This window comes from Streptomyces sp. NPDC050145 (assembly GCF_044460245.1).
GTDB lineage: Bacteria > Actinomycetota > Actinomycetes > Streptomycetales > Streptomycetaceae > Streptomyces.
In genome coordinates this window covers 155,280-175,637 of the sequence record NZ_JBITJS010000008.1, presented here as the reverse complement: position 1 = coordinate 175,637, position 20,358 = coordinate 155,280, and the positions used below count along the sequence as shown (strand labels likewise).

Here is a 20,358-nt window from a genome sequence, read left to right as displayed (position 1 = left end):
CCACCCCCCACCCCCCCCCCCCCCCCCACACCCCCCCCCCCCCCCCCCCCCCCCCCCCCCCCCGCCGCGGCCCCCCCCCCCCCCCCCCGCGGGGGGCCCCGCCCCCCCCCCCCCCCCCCCCCCCGCCCCTCCCACGCACCGATATCGACCCGCCCCACCCTGTGTAAGGAGACCACCATGGCCGCGAAGTGGAGCAACTGGGCCCGCCAGCAGACCTGCGCCCCCACCCGCGTCGAGCGCCCCGCGAACGAGGAGCAGCTCAGCGAGGCCGTCGCCCGCGCGGTCCGCGAAGGCCTGCCCGTCCGTCCGGTCGGCAGTGGCCACTCCTTCACCGACACCTGCCTCACCGACGGTGTCCTCGTCGACCAGAGCGGCATGCAGCGCGTCCTCGAGGTCGACCGGACGACCGGCCTGGTGAAGGTCGAGGCCGGCATCAAACTGCACCGGCTTGCCGCCGAGCTCCACCGGCACGGCCTCGCGCTGGAGAACCAGGGCGACATCGACAAGCAGTCCCTCGCGGGGGCGCTGGCCACCGCCACCCACGGCACCGGCGAACGCTTCCGCAACATGTCGGCGAACGTCGTCGGCTGCCGGCTCGTGACCGCCACCGGCGAGGTCGTCGAGATCGACGAGGCGCGCGACCCCGACGCCTGGCGCGCGGCCCGCGTCTCCGTCGGCGCGCTCGGGGTCATCTCCCAGTACACGCTGCGCTGCGTGCCCGCGTTCCGCATCCACCGGATCGACGAGATCCGCCCGGCGGCCGAGGTGCTGGGCGACCTGGACGCGCTGGTCGCTGCCCACGACCACTTCGAGGTCATGGCGCTGCCGCACACCGACAAGGTCCTGACCTACGCCTCGCGCCGCACCGACCGCCCCGCGACGCCGCCCGGCCGGATCGCCGCCTGGTGGAACGACGACGCCGTCAGCAACGTGGGCCTCGGCGCCGCCTGCGGCCTCGGGCGCCTCCTGCCCGGTGCCGTGCCCGGCATCGCCCGCACCATGAGCGGCCTGATCGGCCGCTACGAGCAGCTCGACGACAGCCACCGGGTCTTCGCACACGAGCGGCGGGTGCGCTTCACGGAGATGGAGTACGCGATCCCGCGCGCCCACGCCGTCGAGGCCCTGGAGCGGGTCAGGGCCCTGATCTCCGACCGGCGGCTCCCCGTGCTGTTCCCCGTCGAGCTCCGGTTCACCGCGCCCGACGACGCCTTCCTGTCCACCGCCCACGGCCGCGACACCGCCTACGTCGCCGTGCACCAGATCGCGCGAGCCGAGTACGAGACGTTCTTCCGCGCCGTCGAGGCGATCATGGACGAGTACGAGGGACGCCCGCACTGGGGCAAGCGCCACTTCCAGACCGCCGCCACGCTGGCCCCGCGCTACCCCGGCTGGCAGGACTTCCAGGCCGTCCGCGCCCGGCTCGACCCCGAGGGCGTGTTCACCAACGACTACGTCCGCCGCGTGCTCGGCCCCGTCGGCGCGGACCGGGGCTGAGCCGGCCTGCCGCCCGCCCGCCGCCCGCGCACCAGCCGCCGTTCGCCCATCCGTTCCCCGCACCAGAGGGGTTGACCGCCCATGCACGCAGCCGACTTCGCCGCACTCGACCGGGCCACCCGCGCACTCCAGCCCCCGTTCGCCGTCCTGGACCTGCGGGCCCTCGAGCACAACTCGCAGGCCATGCGGCGCCGTGCCGGGGGCAAGCCCATCCGCCTCGCCAGCAAGTCCGTGCGCTGCCGGTCCGTCATCCGCTCGGTCCTCGCAATGCCAGGTTTCCAGGGCATCCTCGCCTTCACGCTGCCCGAAGCCCTGTGGCTCGCCGAGGAGTTCGACGACATCCTCGTCGGCTACCCCACCGCCGACGACGACGCCCTGCACCGGCTGGCCGCCGACAGCCGCGCCGCGTCCCGGGTCACGCTGATGGCCGACTGCCCCGCGCATCTGGACCGGATGGCCGAGGCAGCGGCGGCCGGCGGGCACCCGCTGCGGGTCTGCCTCGATCTCGACGCCTCGCTCAAGTCCCGCGGCGGCAGGCTCCACTTCGGCGCCCACCGCTCCCCGATGCACAGCCCCGCCCAGGCCCGCGCCCTCGCGCGCGCCGTGCGGGAACGCCCCGGACTCCGGCTGGTCGGCGTCATGGCGTACGAGGCACAGATCGCCGGCGTCGGCGACGACGCCCCCGGATCGCCGCTGCGCCGGGCGGGCATCCGGGCGCTGCAACTGGCGTCCCGGCGCGAACTGAGGCTGCGCCGCGCGGCCGTGGTGGCGGCCGTACGGGGCGTGGCGCCGCTGGAGTTCGTCAACGGCGGCGGCACCGGCAGCCTGGAGTCCACGGCCGCCGAGCCCGCCGTCACCGAACTCGGCGCGGGATCGGGCCTCTACGCGCCGACCCTCTTCGACACCTACCGCGGATTCCGGCCCCGGCCCGCGACGTTCTTCGTGCAGTCCGTCGTACGCCGCCCGTCCGCCGACCGCGTGACCGTCCTCGGCGGCGGCTGGCCCGCCTCCGGCGCCGCGGGCCGCGACCGGCTGCCCACCCCGGTCTGGCCGCGCGGCCTCCGACTCACGCCGCTCGAGGGCGCGGGCGAGGTCCAGACCCCGCTGACCGGCCCCGGCGCCGCGCACATCGCCGTCGGCGACCGCGTCTGGTTCCGCCACACCAAGGCCGGCGAACTGTGCGAGCGCGTCAACGAACTCCACGTCGTGGACGGCGACCGCGTCACCGCCGTCATGCCCACCTACCGGGGCGAGGGACAGGCGCTGCTGTAGCCGCCGGACCGCCGAACGCGCCGGGCGCCGTCGTGGTGATCACCACGACGGCGTACCGCTCTTCGCGTCGGCCCACGGGCAGCGGGTGCATCACAGGCGTGGGCCCGCCTTCGAAACCCCGGCCCGGCCGGCACGACAGGCCGAACGCCGACAGCTCGACAACCACCGCGCCTTGCCTCACCGTGCCGGGCCCCGGCCCTCCGCGCCGTCCAGCAACGGGCGATCGACACCCGCGAGCTCCTTCTCGACACCACGGTGGGGGTGCTCGCCGAGCAGGGCTACGCCCAGTTCTCCACGCTCGCCGTCGGGGAGGCGGCCGGGGTGACGCGCGGCCGGCTCGTCCACCACTTCCCGACCAAGGTGTCGCTGGTGCGGGCCACGCTCGAGCACCTGGTCACGCGCTACCGCGAACGGATCCCGCTGCACCTGGGCCTGATCACCGACGGCCCCGCCGACGGCCGTATCGCCCGCGCTCTCGACACCCTGTGGAGCCTCAAGCGCACCCGGGAGTACACGGCGTGCCTCGAACTCATCGCGGGCGCCCGCGGCGACGACGAACTCCGCGACGCCCTGCGGGACTTCGACCGGAGCCTGAACACGGCCCTCGACGACGCCGTGCACCGCCTGGTGGGCGAGACCGCCGACCGCCCCGGCTTCGACGCCGCCATGCTCACCACGATCAGCGCCATGCGCGGCCTCCTCCTGACCGCCCGCGCGCTCGGCCTCGGCGAGAGCGAACTCGAGGGCGAGTGGTCACGGATCCGCGAGCGGCTGGTCCTGGTCTTCGCGGAGTTCGACCCGGAGGGCGTATAGCGCCTAGTTCGACCGTTTGAGCGGCGGGAGTTCGGCGCACAGGGTGGACGGGAAGGAGGGCTCGACGCGGTGCACGTCGGCGCAGCCGCCGTTCGTGCCCCGGGCGATCGGCTTCCAGCCCGACTTCTCGGCCCGGAAGAACCAGCGGTCACCGAGGCTCGCCCCGCAGCCGGGCCCCTCGCCCTCGGCGCAGGCCGGGCCCATGCGCGAGGACACGTCGAACACCAGCCACGTCCCGTCGCAGTGCTCGTCGCCCCGTGATGTGTGGTTGGGCACGTCGAGCGCCGCCACCGCCTGGTCGTACGAGGCGGGGGTGCAGCCGGTGGGCGCCGGGTGGCAGCCGCGCTCGCCGCACAGGCGCAGGTCGGGCAGGTGGGCGCCGTCCACGGTGAACGCGGTGTGGGTGTCCATGGCCAGTTCCCGGTGCCCGAGCGGTGACGGCAGCCGCACCTTCGCCGTGGCCGTCGCGGTCGCGCGGCAGTTGTCGTGCGGGGCGCCGCCGGTCAGGGCGGAGAACGTCACCTGCACCCACACGGTGCGGTCCGAGGTATCGGTGACGACTGCCTTCACGTCGCGGGCGCACGTCTTGTCGGGGCCGGGCACCTCGGCGTCGACGCTGAGTGTGCGCCGGTCCTCGGCGAGCCGGGCCGCGGTCACCCGGAACGGAGCGAACGTCTGCAGGCTCGCCGACTCCGTCGGCCCATCCGTCGGAGCCGCCGTGCCGCCGGAACCCGCCCGCAGGGTCCCGCAGGCGCCGAGCAGCAGGATGCCGACCGCACTCAGCACGACCGTCGTGACCAGTGATCTTGCGCGTCTCATCTGTTCCGAGCCCCCCGCTCCTTGTGATCCCCGGGGTGACTATAGAGCGACGCGGGCACGCCCGATCAGGGGCGGTCGTACCGCAGTCCCCTCGAACCGCCGGGCAGGCGGACCGCCGAGACGAGTCCGCCGGGTCCCTCGGCGGACCGCGGCGGGGTGCGGACCGGGCGGCCGTAGGCGGCGGCGCGTTCGCGCAGGGTGTGGCACGCGGCCTCCCATCCGTGGCCGGCCAGCCAGCTCACCGGGTCGTCGGGCATCTCCGAGACCCACATCGACGCCGCCGATCCCGGCGCGGCGCCCGCGCCGAAGCGTTCGATCGCACCGGGCGAGCCCAGCGTCAGCCCCATCCGGCTGCCGTCCGCCGACCGCGCGCCGATCCGGGCCAGCAGCAACTCCACGGCGTCCTCGGGCAGATAGATCAGCAGCCCTTCGGCGATCCACACGGTCGGCGCGGACGGGTCGTGTCCGGCGGCGGTCAGCGCGGTCGGCCAGTCCTCCCGCAGGTCCGCCGCGACGGTGATCCGCTCGCAGCGGGCGACGGCCCGCTCCTGGCGCAGCACCGAAGCCTTGAACTCCAGCGGGGCGGCGGTGTCGACCTCGAACAGCCGCGTGCCCTCGGGCCAGTTCATCCGGAACGCTCGGCTGTCCATGCCGGCGCCGAGCAGCACCACCTGCCGGACACCGGCCCCGGACGCCTCCCGCAACAGGTCGTCGAGGAACTTCGTCCTGATGACGATCGAGAGCGAGACGGCCTGCCGACGCCGTCGCGCGACCTCGTCATCGGGCAGCGGCGACGAGGAGGGCCACAGGCCCCCGGCCGTGGCGAAGGCCCGGGCCAGCGGATCGCGGAACAGGGCGTCCTCCCGCCCGGTCTCCAGCGCCCGCACCCTGGCCACCCCGATCGCCGTGGCCCACACTCCCGCCGGCCGCACCGGCTGCTGCTCATCCGTCACAGCACAAGCCTAGTGCGACCGCCCCTCATTTTTGAACACGTTCAAGAGGGGCGTACGCTGCCCCCATGAGCGACTCGAACGGGCCGAGAGCCCTCCTCGCACGCATCCGTGTCCGGCTGATCGTCTTCGTCGTCTGTCTCGTGCTCAGCGGGCTCACCGCCTTCCCGCTCGTCACCGAAATCAGGCTGCTCGACTCCTCGCTCGACGGGTGGGCGGCACCCCTGGCGCAGGCCCTTCCCGGTCTCGCCGAGTGGATCGACCGCGTCCGGGGCGGGCTCGAGACCGCCGACGCGCAGGCCCCGTACCTGCTCTACGGCACCGACTGGCTGGCCTTCGCGCACCTCGTCATCGCCGTCGCCTTCTACGGCGCCTACCGCGACCCCGTCCGCAACATCTGGGTCGTCGAGTTCGGCATGATCGCCTGCGTCGGCATCATCCCCCTCGCTCTGATCTGCGGGCCCGTCCGGGGCATCCCCTTCTGGTGGTCGGTCGTCGACATGTCCTTCGGGGTCTTCGGCATCCTGCCGCTGCTCCATGTGCGGCGGCTGATCAAGCGGCTCGACGCGCTGACGGGAACGGCAACGGCGGCGGCGCCGGCGGCGATCGCGTAGCGGGGCTCGTCCGCGCGGATCCGGTCGGCGGGAATCAGGGTGCCGTCGAGTCCGGCAGGGTATGCGTCAACGAGGCGTCGGAGCACGGGAGTTGCGAGGAAGCAGAGGGCCTTCCTCTGGGGTGCGGGCGTCTCGTAGTGCCGCCGGACACGCTGGGGGAGAGTTGAGGAACCGGACCACGCTGCGCGGACGCCGCCCTTCCCGGCCGGGGCGGCCGACGACGGAGCGGCCCGAGCCGTGGTGGAAACGGCACGCGAGAGTGCTCTGGCTCGGCGCGGGCCTTCCCGTGATCGGTGCGGTGCTGACCGCTGTGGCCCTCGACCTGACCGGTCTGGGGGGTGACTCCGGGCCGAGCCCCGAGCCTGCCGGGTCGGGTGCGACGTCGGCGAGCCCTTCGGCGGCGCCGCTCGTCGTGACCGCCCGGCAGGAGGACGAGGCCGGCTGCACGGCTCTGCCGCGTCGGGTGTCCTCGCCGAGGGACCGTGCCGAACTCGTGTCCGGCGGGGATGTCGGCGCCGTCGTCCGGCGCAATCAGGGTGCGCGGGCGGGCGAGATGAACGTGAGTCTCACGCTCGAGGGCGGTACGAGCCCGCTGACCGTCACGTCCATCGGCATCGAGACGAAGAGTCCCCGCGCGGGCAGACCGTTCGCCGGAACGCTGGTGTGCGAGCCGGGCGCCGGGGGAGAGCCCAAGATCCAGCTGTTCGCGGACATGGACAGCCCGGAGCCCGTCTTCCTCTCCGGCAAGAACTCCACGCGCGGGTACTTCAGGGACAACGTCATCACGCTCGACCCGGGTGAACAGGTCAATCTCTCGGCGATGTTCCGGGCCGAGCGCGGATCCCGCGTGTTCGAACTCGTCATCCACTACGTGCGGAACGGCAAGGAAGGCGTCGTGCCGGTTCCTGCCCCGCGCGGGGGACGGTACGCGCTGACCGGCTACGCCCCTCGGTACGGGGCTGTCTACGAGGGCTCTCCCAACGGGTCCTACCGGCTCGTCGAGAACCCCCGACCGTGCTCGTGGCTGCCCGCGTCACAGGAATGCTGACCCGTGCCGAGGAGGAGCAGGAGACAGATGACTTCCCCGCGGACTCGCAGGGTCAGGAACGCGGCGTACGCAACCCTGCTCACCCTCACCCTCCTGGTGCTGGCGGTCGCTGACGGCGACCGGTCGCGGGAGCCGCTGGAGCGCCCCAACGCGCTGGAGGTGGCGTGGTCCTTCCGCACCCCTGGAAGAGCGCTGGACACCGCGGACACGCCGGCAGCGCTGAACGACAGCATGCTGGCGATCCCCCTGGGCGAGACCGTGAGCATCGTGGACGCACGCGATGGCCACCGTCTTTCCACCCCGCGCGGCGCGGGCGGCGCACTCGAACCCGCGGGATTCTCGGGCGGGGTGCTGTTCGGCATGGCCCGGCCGGACGCCGAGGGGTCACTGAACGCCTACGATCCCGCGACGGGAAAAAGGCTCTGGCGCAAGACCGCGAGCCGGAGCCGACAGCAGAAGGCGGGCAACGGCTGGACGGGCGGAGCACCCTTGCTCCCGGACCCCGGGCCGGTGGTCGAGACGGTCGGCGGCCGGCTCGCGGGCCTCGAGCCGCGGACCGGTGAGGTCCGCTGGAGCGAACGGATTCCCGCGGTCGCCTCGTGCGGCGAGGTCGCGCCCGCCGGGCCCGGCCTGCCTTCCTATCCTCCGTACCGGATCGGCGCGACGGCGCGGTACGTCGTCCTGCTCGGCGAGTGCCCGGGCCACGTCGCGCAACTCCAGGTGAGGGACGCGCAGGACGGAAGCGTCGTCTGGCAGAAGAGACTGGCGAAGTGGCGGGAGTACATCAGGATCGACACGAGCCGCAACGCGATCGTCACGTCCTGGGACGACGACTTCCGGGTCTTCACCGAGGCGGGCAAGGAGTACGCGCGGGGAAAGCGGGGCCGCAAGCCCGCCCCGTCGCCCGAGGACCTGAGCGGCGGTGTCGCCGTCGGTGACGCGAACGTCGCCGGCGCGTACGTCGGGGACCTCCGCTGGTCCGTCGGGGACGCGCGTCTTCAAGGGCCGGGTGCGAGCGCGCTGACGGACCGCGAGGGCCGGCGGAGCCCCTCCGTGCCCTGGCCCGTGGCCGGGACGTTCGTGGGCAGGAGCGGTGACCTGCTCATCGTCCGCAGCGAAGAGAGGTACGGCACCCGCTACACGGCCCTCAGACCACGCCACCGCACCGTGGAGGCGGACAGACCCGCCGCGCTGGGCGGAACCGAGCGCACGGACTGGCCCGACGCCTGCCGGCTGCTCCGCGCCGGGCTGCTCCAGAAGCTCGGCACGGACTACGTCGAGCTGCCGGTGAGATCGAGCCGTACGGTCATGGGCGTCGAACTGCCGCACCCGAGCGTGTGCCGCTTCGCCACGGAGTCCGGATCCGACGACGACATCTTCTCCGTCACCGTCCGCTGGGTGGCGCCCGACGACGAGGCCGCCCGCACCTACGCGACGAGCGGCATTCCCTGGGGCTGCGATCCCCCGCTGGGCGGCTGCGTGACGGCCCAGATCGTGACGCCGCGGCCCGGCGTCCACCTGTACACGTACAGAACGGGCCTGAAACAGAGCCCTGTCGCCCACGCGACCGTGGTCGCGGGCCGGCACGTCTTCGGGGTCAGCGCGGGGAACGATGGAGCGCGGGCCAGATGGCTGGTGGGGCGCGTGGCGACGCACCTCTCCGACCTGTACGGCGGCGGTCGGGTGATGGCCGCGCCCGCTGTGCGATGAACCGGCGGGGATCGGGACCGTGCCGACTGCGCCCCGCGGGAAGGAGTTGAGGGGGGCTCACCCGCCGTGGTGCCGCTGCTTCGCCTTCCCGCCCTTCTTGTCCTGGTGCTTCCCTGACCGGTCGCCGTCCTTGGCGCCCCCGTGGTCCCGGGCGGGTGACGGCGTGGTGGCCGAGGACGCAGGCGACGGCGTAGCGCTGGGCGCCGGGTCGTCGGGCGTCGTGGCGGTGTGGGTGGGTGGGGGAGAGGCCGGGGAAGGGGGCGTGCCGGTGCCGGAGTTCATCGAGGCGCCGACCGCCGTCGCCCCGGCGAAGAGGGCGAGACCGGCGCCCGCGAGCACGGCCTTGGAGGTCAGTCTGCGGCGCATGCCGGGGCGGGAGTGGGCGCCGGAGCGCGGAGCCGGAGGCGCGGACGGCGCCGGGGTGTGCCGGGGTGCGGTGCTGTCGGGCCCCGACGGCCTCGGCGCTTCGCTCTGCGCCGCGAGCCAGGTGGCCGCCTGTTCGGCGGTGGGCCGGTCGGCCGGGTCCTTCGCGAGCATGTGCAGCACCCCGTCGGAGAGCGACCGCGGGATGTCCGGGCGCAGGAGCACAGGTGGTGCCGGGGTGGCGCTGACGTGCTGCTGGACCACCTCCAGCGACGTCGCGCCGCGGAACGGCGCCCGCCCGGTGAGCAGTTGGTACAGGACGCAGCCGAGGGAGTACACGTCGGACGCGGGCACCGCGGGGCGGCCCAACGCCCGCTCCGGAGCCAGGTAGTCGGCCGTGCCGATGATCTTTCCCGTGGCGGTCAGGTTGCCGGCGGACTCCTCGGCGAAGCGCGCGATGCCGAAGTCGGTGATCTTCACCGTGCGTTCGTCGGTCAGCATCACGTTGGCGGGCTTGATGTCCCGGTGCACCACTCCCTGCTCGTGTGCGGCGGAGAGCCCCGCGGCCACCTGAGCCGTGATGGCCGCGGCCTCGGCCGGTGGCAGGACGCGGCGCAGGGACCGTTCCTGGGCCAGGTTCCAGCCGCTGACGAGCTCCATGACGAGATGGGGCTGGTCATGGTGCGAACCGAAGTCGTACATGCCCACGACGTTGGGGTGGCTGAGGCGGGCCGTGATCTGTGCCTCCAGGTGGAACCGTGCGACCCCCTCCGCGTCCTGGGCCTGCAACAGCTTGACCGCCACGGGGCGTTGGAGGAGGTGGTCGCGGGCCCGCCACACCTCGCCCATCGTGCCCCGCCCCAGCAACTCCTGCAGCTCATAGCGGTCCGCCAACAGGCCCTGCACACCCACCCCGATCGTCACGTTGCTCGTAGTTGTCGCCCCCGGCCCCTCGGCCCACTCGTACAGCGCTGTTCAGCTCCGAAATGTCACACCGCAGCGCGACAGAGCCCCCACTCCGTGAAGGCGTGCCCTCGCTTTCTCCACGACCTGGACACGAACCATGCGAATTCCTCCGCCCGGGCGGCGCGATTCGCGGCTTTTCGGGTTCCGGTGTAACGCCGCAGCGGAGATCGAACGCAGAAGGAGGGAGAAGCGGGTGTGGTGAAGACACTGATCCTGTTCCTTCGAATTCTCGGATTCTCGAATTCGCGTCGACCAGGCGGACCGGCAACTCATCGAACCAGGAAGGTCGAAAAGCAGAGATGGATTACTGCTCCTCATGCCGTCGGCACCTCAACGGTGCCCTGGTGTGCCCCGGATGTGGCGCCTACGCCCCTGACATCGCCCCGCCCGCCGTCGGCAGTCGCATCGGCTCGGACCTGGCCGTGACGCAGGACGTGACGGCCGGCGGGCCGGAGTACGACGCCCCCGTCGACGCCGGCCCGCACGCCACCGATGACGTCGCGTACGTGCCGCCCGTGCGGCAGGGGCGTGCGGCGCGCCGTCGCCAACTCGCCCAGTGGCGGAAGAACAAGCGTCGGGCGGCGGTCGCCAGCGCGGTCGCACTCGTCGGGGGCGGGCTGACCATCGCCGCGATGGACGGGCACTCCGCCGACCGGGTCCAGGCGGCCACGGCTCCGGAGCACCCGCAGGGGGGCGCCGAGCGGAAGCAGGAGCACACGGAGCACGGGGAGAACGCGGAGAACGGGGAGGGCGCGGAGTCCGCACCGGCGACCGCTGGACGTCCCCACCAGCCGGCCTCCACCCTTTCCTCTGCCCGCCCGCCGATACCCGACGGGCCCCGGGAGCAGTCCCTTCCGGCGCATCCCCGTACGACGTCACGGACCGCCCCGACCGAGGCCACCGAGCCCGCCCGCTCTCCCGCGGCGACGGCGACCCCTCAGTCACAGAGCACCCCGCCGGCCGACGGTGACACCGCTCCCGAGCGCTCCGGCACGACCGAGCGTCAGCAGCCGGCGCCCGCGACGGACGACGGTGCCGGGTCCGACACCTCCCAGCCCACCAGCCCTTCGCGGACGTCGACCTCGCCCGCGGGGATCTGCCTGCTCGGGTTGTGCGTCGGCTGACGCCACCTGAGAGCCGGGCGAGGGCACCGGAGTCGACAGACCAACCGTTATGTGGGGCGCCTATGTGACATGTCGTACGCTCCGGGGCGTAGTTCGGCCGATGGGGGACGGATCGATCGTGGGCATGAGAAAGCGCGTTCAGCGGTCGGCCGATGATCTGGAGCTGGGCAGTGCGGTCTTACGGGCCCAGGGCGGTGACGAGGCGGCGTTCTCGGCCCTGTACCGGTCGGTGCAGCCCGGCCTCGACGGCTATCTGCGCGGGCTCGTGGGAGCGGACGCCGAGGACGTGGCCGCCGCCGTCTGGCGGGAGATAGCCCACGATCTGTCACGGTTCCGCGGCGACGGAGACGGATTCCGCGGCTGGACGGCGAGCATCGCCCGGCGGCACGCCCGCGGACACCGGCGTCGACGTGGCGCACCGCCCGGCCCGGCGGAAGGCGGGGCCTGGATCTCCCGTCTGCCGCGCGCCCAGGCGGAGGCGATCCTCCTCCGCCATGCCGTACGGCTCGACGAACCGGCGGCCGCCCGAGTCCTGGGCAGGCCCGTTCTCGTCGTGCGGGCACTGGAGCGGCGTGGCCTGAGAAGCCTGTCCCGCCTCCTTGAGGCGAGCGACGCGACACACACGGGTGCCACGCGCACGCTGGGGGAGCAGGGATGAGCACGCACCGAGACGGAGGCGACCAGTTGAGCGGCGAGCCGCACCGGCCCGAAGCTGCCCCGCACCTCGACGCCACCCCCGACCGGGGCGCGGCGTCCGGCCTGGACGACATCGCCGAGCGGATCGGCGAGGCACTCCGACGGCAGCCCTTGGACGACCGCGCGGAAGAGGCCGCCCTCGCGGCATTCCGCAGCGCACGCGCGGCGAACAACACGGCCTTGCGCACCCGGCGCCGGGACAGGTGGGGCCCGGTGACGCGCGGACGCCGCTGGGCGCGGACCGGCGCCCTGACCGTCGCGGCCGGCACCCTGTTCGGCGGCATCGCCGTCGCGTCCATCGGCGTGGTCGACAGCACCCGACACCACGCTTCCGAAGTCCGCACCACGAGCAGCCCAGTTCGGTCTGAGGCGCCCGCACACGGAGGGCGGCCTCCCGTGCCCGCCGGGCCGGAGGCGTCGCCGAGCGCCTCCCCTTCACCTGCACACCACGGCGGTGCGAAGGGCATCGAGGCGCACTGCCACGCCTTCGAGAAGGCCTTCGAGAAGGGCGAAGGGCGCGGCCATGCGCTGAAGTCCACCGCCTGGCAGCGCCTCGTCCGTGCCGCGGGCGGTGAACAACAGGTCGCGGGGTACTGCGCCCGGTTGACCGGATCGACGGACGACGCCGACCGGGGAGCGGAGAAGGTGAAGGGGGCGAAGGAGGCGAAGAAGGCCAAGAAGAGCGGCAAGGCGAAGAACGCGGGGGAGCGGGACGGCAGGAGCCAGGGCCGATCCAGCGCCCGGCCCGAGCCGTCGAAGGGGCCGGCCGACCGGTCCTAGGCCGCGTCCGCAAAGTCCTGTCTGCCGGGCGGAAACGACCTAGGCCGCGCTCTTCATCCACGCCACGAGCCGGGCCCACCGGCCCTCCTGCGCCCCGCCCGGTTTCCGCGCCGGAGCGGTCCTCGGCATCCCCCGCTCACACACGCACCGCTCCGGTTGCGGCACATCGGCGAGTACCTCTTCCACGTGCCCTCCGCAGCCCTCGTAGGTCACCTTCCGGCATGACGGGCAGACAGTTCGTCGGCACACGGGTCTCTCCTCGCATCGCACTCTCGTTAACGACCAGTAATATCAACGGTTTGGTCACAGACCAATTCACCGTTCCCCCGCAACTGCCGCCCCTCTGCACATCACCTCCACCGCACACTTACCTGTGCGCGCGGAAAGGGCGACGATATGGGGGCGTCGCGCCCGATATTCCGTGACATCTCGCGCTCCGTGAAGTCAAGCATTTACGGGCGTGTCCCTAATTTGCTTGCGATACCGAAACAGTGGTTGCATCACGCCCGGTCCGAGGCAGGAACGCACTGCTCCGCACCGTGACAGGCCACCAACGCCCTTTCGGGTACGTCGACTTGGGCGTGGCAGGGCAAGAGACCGAGAACGGCAACCGCCCCCATCGAGCGGGTGGTGTGCGCCGGTCAGAAGGGAGCAGCGTGAGTTGCTCGCACGCCGCAGGATGCCCACTTTTCCCCTTACTCAGGGCGAGTCTGCAGGGATGGCGCGACTACTACTGCGACAGCGAGGATCAATGGCAGGGGTGTGCGCGCTACCGGGTGTCACTCACCGGTGAGCGCGTGCCGATCAGCCTGCTGCCCAACGGGGCCCGCGCGCGGCACCTCGAGGACATGGCCGAAGGCTCGGGCGGGGGTGTGGACGGGAGTGTGTACGGGGGCGCCGCCGCCGGTCCCGTACGGGTGCCCCGGCAGGCGGGTCCGCCACAGCACCGCCCCCGGCCGCCGGAGGCCCGGCCCTGGTCCCGGCCGGTGCCGGTGTGTCCGGCGGAACCCGTGACCGCGGAATCGGAGGCGTCGCCTCGGTTCGGGCCGGCGTCCCCGACGATCTCGGCGTCGGCCCACAGGCCGTCGTCCTCGTCCACCGACCGTGCCGGGCAGGGCTCCACGCCGAAGCCCGGTGTGTGGGCTCGGCTCGCCGCATGGATGGGAGGCCCCGCGTGAGCGGATACTGGCCCTGGTGGGCCGGCGCTGCCGGGCTCGCTCTGATCACCGTCAACTACGCCCTGACCACGGACCGTTCGTTCGGGGTCTCGTCGGCGTGGGATCGCGTGCTGCACTGGCGCAGGGAGCGCCGGCTCGAGCGCATGGACGAGGAGTTCACCGATGAGCGGGCACTCGCCGAGGCGCTCGCGGCGGCGACGGCGGAGCACTTCGGGACGGACCCGGCCACGGCGTCGGCTCCGTACGGGACTTCACAGCCGGACCGGGCGCACGCCGAGCCGGCGGTGAGTGAGGACGCGGCGGCCCCGACCCCGGCCCCGCTGGTCACCCAGGCCGCCCTGCTGGTGTCGATCTTCATCGGCGGCCTGGTCGCCGCGGTCACGTCCGGGCAGTTCCGTCTGCGTCTCGACATGGGCCCCGGATTCCGGGACGTGGTCACCGCGAATCCGGTCGTCATGACCGTCCTGCTGTTCGTCGGCGGCGTGCTGGTCGGCTTCGGGACCCGGCTTGCCGGTGGCTGCAGTTCGGGTCACGGGCTCAACGGCTGCGGCCGCCTGCGCCCGGTCAGCCTGGTCGCGACCGCAGTGTTCTTCGGTACCGCCGTCGCGGTCTCGTTCCTCCTGTGGAAGGTGATCTGATGCGTACGCGCGGCGCGATTCTGCTCGCGAACATCATCACGGGGCTGGCTCTCGGCTACACCGTCTCCCGTATCGGCTTCGGCGACTACACCGAGCTGAACCGCATGTTCACCTTCCAGGACCTGCGGATGTTCTTCACCTTCGCGGGCGCCGTCGGCATCATCGTGTGCGCGTTCGCCCTGCTCCGGATCCGCCGCACGCCGGGGCGGATCCACGCGGGTGTGGTCCCCGGCGCCGTACTGTTCGGCACCGGCTGGGCCATCTCCGGCGGGTGTCCGGCGATCCCGATCATCCAGGTCGCCGGCGGATACGTGCCCGCACTGGTGACCATCGTCGGCGTCGTCGTCGGCATCCGCCTGTGCCGCTGGGCCAACGCCCGCTACTTCCACCTGGACCGCGGCTCCTGCGGCCTGTGACCCGGTTCGGCTCCCGGTAGGACCCGGTCGAAGGGCCTGATCCCCTCGGGGGTCAGGCCCTTTCTGCCGGATCCCCGGTCAGCGCCTTGCTCGACTGCGCTGACTGAGCATGAGCAGGATCAGGCCGACGATGAGCAGCACGCTGCCCGCCAGAGTCGGGGCGCTGTCGGGCAGCGGGACGAGGCCCGTCAGGACGCCCATCTGCCAGGACAGGGCGACAGCGATGAGCAGCTGGCCGCAACCGTAGAGGCGTGTGCGCAGCACCCGTCCCCGGTTCATGGGCAGGACCCACCCGCGCGCGACGGCGGCCACGCCGGATGCCGCCATGAGCGTGGCCACGAGCAGGCCGACGCCCGCGATGAACAGATGCATGGAACCCCTCCCCGCCTGCCCGGACCGTGCCGAGCGCGACGCGATCATGCCACCCGCTCCGAACGGGCGTCCACGGGCGGGTGCCCCTGTCACCGGCCCGTCTGTCCCCGCCCCGCCCGTCCCTCCGCCTGCACCCACGCGGCGAAGTCCTCGATGCCGTCGATGACCGCTTCGAAGCGGAAGGAGTGGAAGAGGTCGAAGGCGTGGTGGCCGCCGGGCAGTTCGGCGTAGACGACCGGGGCCGCGGACGCGGAGCGCAGGGCGGTGACGAGGGCCCTGGGGTTCGTGGTGTCCACCAGTTCGTCCAGGTCCCCGTGGGCGATGAGGAACGGTGGCGCGTCCGGGCGGGCGAGATGCGCCGGGGAGGTGGCCGGGTCGTCGTCGAAGTACGGGCCGAGCCAGCCGTTGAGGGCGATGGCGGCGGTCACGGTGGTGTCCGCCTCCTCGAATCCGGGCTGGTAGGCGGGGTCGTTCGGGGTGAGTGCGGCGAGCGCCGCCATGTGTGCGCCCGCGGAGCTGCCCGCCACGAACACGGGCGCCTCCGGGGCCGCGCCGTACTCGTGGGCGTGGGCCCGGGCCCACGCGATGACCTTCTTGGCGTCGATCAGGTGGTCGGGGTGCGAGGAGGCGGGCCGCAGCCGGTAGTTGGCGCTGACGCAGACCCAGCCCTGGCTCGCGAGGCGGTACAGCAGGGGCAGGGACTGGGTGTCCTTGCGGCCCTGGTCGTAGTGGCCCCCGTGGAAGTGGATCAGCACGGAGCCGCCCTCGGGGCGGGCGCGGTGATGGTAGACGTCGAGGAGATTGCGGCGGCCCGCGTCCCCGTAGGCGAGATCCCCCACCCGCCGCACGTCGGCGCGGCGGCGCAGGACGGGCCGGAGCAGGATGCGTGCGAGCGGCGGCCTGCGGCGCGTGGCCGAGCCGGGGCCGAGCGCCTCGTCCAGCGCGGCCGCGACCACGGGCGCCGCCCGCATCCCCCGCCGGGCGACGACGACGAACCCCGCGGCCGGCAGGAGCGCCAGGCCGGCGAGCACCCGGGCGGCGGCCGAGTCGATGTCACCCTCCGCGAAGGCGAGCACCGTCGCCGCCGTCAGGCCGTACAGGGCGAGAAACGGGAGCTCGTTGAAGACCAGACCGAGCCGGTAGCTGAACCAGAGGAGCGGTCGCGGCCCGCGGACGCGCACCAGGCAGCACACCGCGATCAGCGTGGCCAGGACCACGGTCACCAGGTATCCGACAGGCACGCGCACCATCCCCGTTCGTCGCTTTCGCAGTTCGCCGTTCGGCTCCGCGATTCCGATCCCGACCACCACAATTGTGGTACCTCGAATGTGGTACCACGGATGGGGTACTTTTGGATACGTGAATCAGGAAAGACGGGGTCGCCTCGGCGACGCGGCCATCGGCGTACTGGCGGAGTCCGGCAGCCGGGGCCTGACACACCGGGCCGTGGACGCCGCCGCGCAGGTGCCCCTGGGCACCACCAAGAACTACTTCCCCACGCGGGACGCGCTGTTGCGGGCGAGCGCGGACCGCATCATCGAGCTGTACGAGGCGATCCCGCGGCCCACGCCGGACGACCGGGCGGGGCTCGCCGCACTGCTGCGTACCCTCCTGGAGCATGTCGTGGGGCCGGGCCGGGTGCGGGTGCGCGCCCTTCTGGAACTGCAGCGCGAAGCGACGCGGACCCCGTGGCTGGCCCAGCCCCTCGACGCCTTCGCCACCGCCGACTTCGCCTACTTCGAGCGCGCCCAGCGCGGCGCGGGCCTGCCGGTGACCCCGCGGCGCGCCGCCCTCGTCATCATGGCGCTGCACGCCGCGCTCCCGCTCCTGGCCGCCGACTCCCCGGCAGCGCGGGCGGCGGCAGGGCTCGACGACCTGGACGCATTCGTCGCCGGACTCCTCGACACGGTCTACGGGGAGCCGGTGCCGACGGGCCGGGCCCAGGAAGTGTCGCCCTGACCTGGACCGCTTCCAACTCCCGTGCGGGGCACCTGAGTACGCGTACTCAGGTGCCGTCCGCCGGACTCCTCCATGCTGAGGCGCGAAAGCAAGACCGTCTCAGGGGGGACATACATATGGAGCACGCCCTGCAGTTGCGCGCGGCCACGCCTCGGGATCGCGACTGGATCCACGAACTGCGCCACCGCGTGTACGCGGAGGAGCTCGGCCAGCATCCGGTGGATCCGTCAGGAAGACTGAGCGACGGACTCGACGGCGACAACGTGTATCTCGTGGCCGCGCGCGGCGACACACGGATCGGCTTCGTCAGCCTCACCCCGCCGTGGGCCGGCCGCTACTCCCTCGACAAGTACCTGACCCGCGAGGAACTCCCGGTCCTGTCCGAGGAGGCGCCGTTCGAGATCCGCGTCCTGACCGTCGAGCAGCAGTGGCGCTCCACCGCGGCGGCGCCCCTGCTCATGTACGCGGCGCTGCGCTGGGTCGCGGCCCGGGGCGGCCGCCGGGTGGTGGCGATGGGGCGTACGGAGCTGCTCGACATGTACCTCGCCGCCGGGTTGCGGCCGATGGGACGCACCGTCCACTCGGGCGCGGTCTCGTTCGAGGTCCTCAGCGGGTCCGTGGCCGAGCTGACGGCAACGGTCGCACAGCGCCACGGCCGGGTCCTGGAGCGGCTGCGGGCGGACCTCGACTGGCAGCTCGACGTGCCCTTCGCGCCGCGCGCGGACGGCTGTGAGCACGGCGGGGCGTTCTTCTCGGCGATCGGCACCGACTTCCGGACCCTGACCCGCCGCCACGAGGTGGTCGCGGCGGACGTGCTGGACGCCTGGTTCCCGCCGTCCCCCGCGGTCCGCGCGGCCCTGTCGGAGGATCCGGGGTGGGCCGCCCGGACCTCGCCGCCCACGGGCGCCGACGGACTGCTCGCGGAGATCGCCCGGGTCCGCGGGCTGCCGGTGGAGTCGCTGACCGTCGGGGCGGGCTCGTCCGACCTGATCTTCCGCGCGTTCGGCCGGTGGCTGACGCCGGGGAGCCGGGTACTCCTGCTCGATCCGGGCTACGGCGAGTACGCCCATGTCACCGAGCGGGTGATCGGCTGTCAGGTCGACCGGCTCCAACTCCGCAGGGAGGACGGCTGGTCGGTGGATCCGGCCCGGCTCGCCGCCGCGACCGGCGACGGACGGTACGACCTCGTGGTCGTGGTCAACCCGAACAACCCGACCGGTCGCCACACCCCGGCCGACGCGCTGCGCGCCGTCATCGAGGCCTCGCCCGCCGAGACCCGGTGGTGGATCGACGAGGCGTACCTGGGCTACGTCGATCCGGCGGACTCGCTCGCCGGGCTCGCCTCGGTCGACCCCCGGGTCGTGGTCTGCACCTCGCTGTCGAAGATGTACGCGCTGTCGGGCATGCGGGCCGCCTACCTCGTGGCCGATCCGCGGACGGCAGGGGAACTGCGGCGCTGGACGCCGCCGTGGCCCGTGAGCCTCCCCGCCCAGCTGGCCGCCGTGACGGCGCTGCGCGACCCCGAGTACTACGCGGAACAGTGGGCCCGCACCCACGTTCTGCGCCGCCAACTGGCCCGCGCACTCGGCGAGTTGGACGGATTCTCGTCGGTCGACGAGGGGGTGGCGAACTACCTCACGGTGACCCTGCCGCCGGACGGACCGAGCGCGGCGCGCCTGGTGCGCGAGTGCCGCCGCCACGACGTGTTCCTGCGCGACCTGTCGCCCATGTCCCCGGCCTACGAGGGGCGGACCGTGCGGATCGCCGTCCGCGATACGGCGGAGAACGCCCGGATCGTGGCGGCGTGCCGGAGCGCACTGGACGCGCTGCGCACACCGGCTCGTGTCATGTCCGGCGCTCCGGAACCGGTCTCCCTGTGACGACGGTCGCCGGTCTCGTCCCGTACCTCGGCGGGGCACTCGCGGCCGGAGGCGTCGCGGTCGCGGCGACCCGGCGCCGTGAACTGATGGTCCGCTGGTGCGTGTGGGCGCTCGGAGTGCCCCTGGTCACCGCCGCGTTCTGGCTCGGCCCGCCGGGGATCGCGGTGCTCGCGTCCGTGGTCGGCGTGGTCGCGGTGGCGGAGTTCGGCGGGCTGCTCCGACTCGCTCCGACGGACCGGGCGGTGCTGGGTGCGGCGGTCGTCGCACTCGTCGTCACCGCCTGGCTGGCCCCCGGGGAGGTGCTCCGGGCGGCGGCGGCCGGGGCGCTGGCGATCGCCGGGGTGCCGCTGCTCTCGGGCGACGCGGAACACGGGCTGCGCCGCCTGGGGGCCGGCCTGCTCGGGCTCGTGTGGCTGGGCGTCCTGGCTGGCCTCGTGTCGTCCGGCGCCCTCGGCCTCGTCCTGTTCGTGGCCGTGTCGATCGCCGACATCGTCGCGTACGCGACGGGTCGCCGTCTCGGCGGCCCGCGCCTCTCCCCGCTGTCACCCGCCAAGCGGTGGAGCGGCACGCTGGCCGGGGCCGCGGCCGGTCTCCTCACACTTGCCGTCCTGTCCTCCCTGACATGGCAGACGGCGGTGTCCGTGGCGGTCGGCGGCCCGCTCGGGGACCTGCTGGAGTCGATGGTCAAGCGGGGCGCCCGCGCCAAGGACGCCGGCCGGTGGCTGCCCGGCTCCGGCGGCATCCTCGACCGGATCGACTCCCTCCTCGTCGCGCTGGCGGTGCTGTTGGTACTGGGGTGATCCGCGTGGTTTGGGGGGACCAGCGCGGCGCGGTCTCCGCACGCGGCCCCGCTCACGTCCCGCGGACGAAGGTCACACAGTCGGGGCAGTCGTCGAGGTACCGGTGCCGGCACTCGACAGCGTGCCGCAGGAACGTAATAGCCCGCTGCCGGTGGACGACCTCGGCCTCGAGCGCCGCGATCTTCGCCCGCACCACGTCCTGCGCCGCCGACTTCGACGGCGCCATGGCAGCGGTGACCTCGGACAACGAGAGTCCGACGCGGCGCAGTCTGAGCACCGTCCGTGCCCGCTCCAGCGCTCGGTCGTCGTAGACGCGGTAGCCGTTGCCGTCCCGCTGCACCACGAGTGCGCCGACGTCTTCCCAGTGCCGCAGCACGTGAGCCTCGACGCCGAGCTCCGCGGCCGCCTGGCCGATCGTCATCCCCACGAGCGCCTTGCCTTCATGTCGACCTGAACCCCTAGCGTC

Annotated in this window: 20 protein-coding genes; 14 read left to right on the top strand and 6 right to left on the bottom strand. The window is 73.1% G+C overall.

What is annotated here, in order from left to right; genetic code table 11:
- The first annotated feature begins 177 nt into the window (after positions 1–177).
- The 3 genes from ACIBTU_RS17920 to ACIBTU_RS17910 all read left to right on the top strand — a co-directional run bounded on the left by ACIBTU_RS17920 (position 178) and on the right by ACIBTU_RS17910 (position 3,579).
- Positions 178–1,494 (top strand): D-arabinono-1,4-lactone oxidase, encoded by a 1,317-nt coding sequence (locus ACIBTU_RS17920; protein WP_399127193.1) that lies wholly within the window; start codon positions 178–180, stop codon positions 1,492–1,494.
- 81 nt (positions 1,495–1,575) lie between these two features.
- Positions 1,576–2,766, top strand: a complete 1,191-nt coding sequence (locus ACIBTU_RS17915) for an amino acid deaminase/aldolase (RefSeq protein ID WP_399127192.1) — start codon at positions 1,576–1,578, stop codon at positions 2,764–2,766.
- Positions 2,767–2,988: 222 nt separating this feature from the next.
- Positions 2,989–3,579 carry a TetR/AcrR family transcriptional regulator gene (locus ACIBTU_RS17910; protein ID WP_399127379.1) on the top strand — a complete coding sequence of 197 codons (591 nt, stop codon included), beginning with the start codon at positions 2,989–2,991 and terminating at the stop codon, positions 3,577–3,579.
- 3 nt (positions 3,580–3,582) lie between these two features.
- Here ACIBTU_RS17910 and ACIBTU_RS17905 read toward each other — a convergent pair whose 3' ends face one another.
- Positions 3,583–4,398, bottom strand: a complete 816-nt coding sequence (locus ACIBTU_RS17905; protein WP_399127191.1) for a hypothetical protein — start codon at positions 4,396–4,398, stop codon at positions 3,583–3,585.
- Positions 4,399–4,463: 65 nt separating this feature from the next.
- Positions 4,464–5,315 carry a class I SAM-dependent methyltransferase gene (locus ACIBTU_RS17900; protein WP_399127378.1) on the bottom strand — a complete coding sequence of 284 codons (852 nt, stop codon included), beginning with the start codon at positions 5,313–5,315 and terminating at the stop codon, positions 4,464–4,466.
- A 101-nt stretch (positions 5,316–5,416) separates the two neighbouring features.
- Here ACIBTU_RS17900 and ACIBTU_RS17895 point away from each other — a divergent pair, with 101 nt between their 5' ends.
- From ACIBTU_RS17895 to ACIBTU_RS17885, 3 genes are all read left to right on the top strand, one after another.
- Positions 5,417–5,962, top strand: coding sequence for a hypothetical protein (locus ACIBTU_RS17895; protein ID WP_399127190.1), 546 nt, complete (start codon positions 5,417–5,419; stop codon positions 5,960–5,962).
- 259 nt (positions 5,963–6,221) lie between these two features.
- The gene (locus ACIBTU_RS17890) at positions 6,222–7,010 is read left to right on the top strand and encodes a hypothetical protein (protein WP_399127189.1); all 789 of its coding nucleotides are present in this window, start codon (positions 6,222–6,224) and stop codon (positions 7,008–7,010) included.
- A 27-nt stretch (positions 7,011–7,037) separates the two neighbouring features.
- Positions 7,038–8,720 carry a PQQ-binding-like beta-propeller repeat protein gene (locus ACIBTU_RS17885; RefSeq protein ID WP_399127188.1) on the top strand — a complete coding sequence of 561 codons (1,683 nt, stop codon included), beginning with the start codon at positions 7,038–7,040 and terminating at the stop codon, positions 8,718–8,720.
- A 57-nt stretch (positions 8,721–8,777) separates the two neighbouring features.
- Here ACIBTU_RS17885 and ACIBTU_RS17880 read toward each other — a convergent pair whose 3' ends face one another.
- The gene (locus ACIBTU_RS17880; protein WP_399127187.1) at positions 8,778–10,007 is read right to left on the bottom strand and encodes a protein kinase; all 1,230 of its coding nucleotides are present in this window, start codon (positions 10,005–10,007) and stop codon (positions 8,778–8,780) included.
- Between the two features lie 386 nt (positions 10,008–10,393).
- On the opposite strand from ACIBTU_RS17880, the gene ACIBTU_RS17875 reads away from it, so the two are divergent.
- The 5 genes from ACIBTU_RS17875 to ACIBTU_RS17855 all read left to right on the top strand — a co-directional run bounded on the left by ACIBTU_RS17875 (position 10,394) and on the right by ACIBTU_RS17855 (position 14,881).
- Positions 10,394–11,173 (top strand): hypothetical protein, encoded by a 780-nt coding sequence (locus ACIBTU_RS17875; RefSeq protein ID WP_399127186.1) that lies wholly within the window; start codon positions 10,394–10,396, stop codon positions 11,171–11,173.
- Positions 11,174–11,297: 124 nt separating this feature from the next.
- On the top strand, positions 11,298–11,831 hold the full coding sequence (locus ACIBTU_RS17870; RefSeq protein ID WP_399127185.1) for an RNA polymerase sigma factor: 534 nt from the start codon (positions 11,298–11,300) through the stop codon (positions 11,829–11,831).
- Positions 11,828–12,649 (top strand): hypothetical protein, encoded by an 822-nt coding sequence (locus tag ACIBTU_RS17865; RefSeq protein ID WP_399127184.1) that lies wholly within the window; start codon positions 11,828–11,830, stop codon positions 12,647–12,649. The genes ACIBTU_RS17870 and ACIBTU_RS17865 overlap by 4 nt, the downstream gene beginning before the upstream one ends.
- 1,174 nt (positions 12,650–13,823) lie before the next feature.
- A complete protein-coding gene (locus ACIBTU_RS17860; RefSeq protein ID WP_399127183.1) occupies positions 13,824–14,465 on the top strand; it encodes a YeeE/YedE family protein in 642 nt (213 codons plus the stop codon).
- Positions 14,465–14,881, top strand: a complete 417-nt coding sequence (locus tag ACIBTU_RS17855) for a YeeE/YedE thiosulfate transporter family protein (RefSeq protein ID WP_399127182.1) — start codon at positions 14,465–14,467, stop codon at positions 14,879–14,881. The genes ACIBTU_RS17860 and ACIBTU_RS17855 overlap by 1 nt, the downstream gene beginning before the upstream one ends.
- Positions 14,882–14,959: 78 nt before the next feature.
- Here ACIBTU_RS17855 and ACIBTU_RS17850 read toward each other — a convergent pair whose 3' ends face one another.
- Both ACIBTU_RS17850 and ACIBTU_RS17845 read right to left on the bottom strand, forming a co-directional pair.
- Positions 14,960–15,253: a hypothetical protein gene (locus tag ACIBTU_RS17850; RefSeq protein ID WP_399127181.1), complete on the bottom strand. Its 294-nt coding sequence runs from the start codon at positions 15,251–15,253 to the stop codon at positions 14,960–14,962.
- An 89-nt stretch (positions 15,254–15,342) separates the two neighbouring features.
- Positions 15,343–16,494: an alpha/beta hydrolase gene (locus ACIBTU_RS17845; protein ID WP_399127180.1), complete on the bottom strand. Its 1,152-nt coding sequence runs from the start codon at positions 16,492–16,494 to the stop codon at positions 15,343–15,345.
- A 118-nt stretch (positions 16,495–16,612) separates the two neighbouring features.
- On the opposite strand from ACIBTU_RS17845, the gene ACIBTU_RS17840 reads away from it, so the two are divergent.
- The 3 genes from ACIBTU_RS17840 (at position 16,613) to ACIBTU_RS17830 (ending at position 19,892) form a co-directional block, all read left to right on the top strand.
- The gene (locus ACIBTU_RS17840) at positions 16,613–17,212 is read left to right on the top strand and encodes a TetR/AcrR family transcriptional regulator (protein WP_399127179.1); all 600 of its coding nucleotides are present in this window, start codon (positions 16,613–16,615) and stop codon (positions 17,210–17,212) included.
- A gap of 116 nt (positions 17,213–17,328) precedes the next feature.
- On the top strand, positions 17,329–19,092 hold the full coding sequence (locus ACIBTU_RS17835) for an aminotransferase class I/II-fold pyridoxal phosphate-dependent enzyme (RefSeq protein WP_399127178.1): 1,764 nt from the start codon (positions 17,329–17,331) through the stop codon (positions 19,090–19,092).
- Entirely contained in the window at positions 19,089–19,892 is an 804-nt protein-coding gene (locus tag ACIBTU_RS17830) for a phosphatidate cytidylyltransferase (protein WP_399127177.1), read from the top strand. Before ACIBTU_RS17835 ends, ACIBTU_RS17830 begins: the two co-directional genes overlap by 4 nt.
- Positions 19,893–19,944: 52 nt before the next feature.
- On the opposite strand, the gene ACIBTU_RS17825 is transcribed toward ACIBTU_RS17830, so the two are convergent.
- Positions 19,945–20,313 (bottom strand): MerR family transcriptional regulator, encoded by a 369-nt coding sequence (locus ACIBTU_RS17825; RefSeq protein WP_399127176.1) that lies wholly within the window; start codon positions 20,311–20,313, stop codon positions 19,945–19,947.
- Between the last annotated feature and the right edge of the window lie 45 nt (positions 20,314–20,358).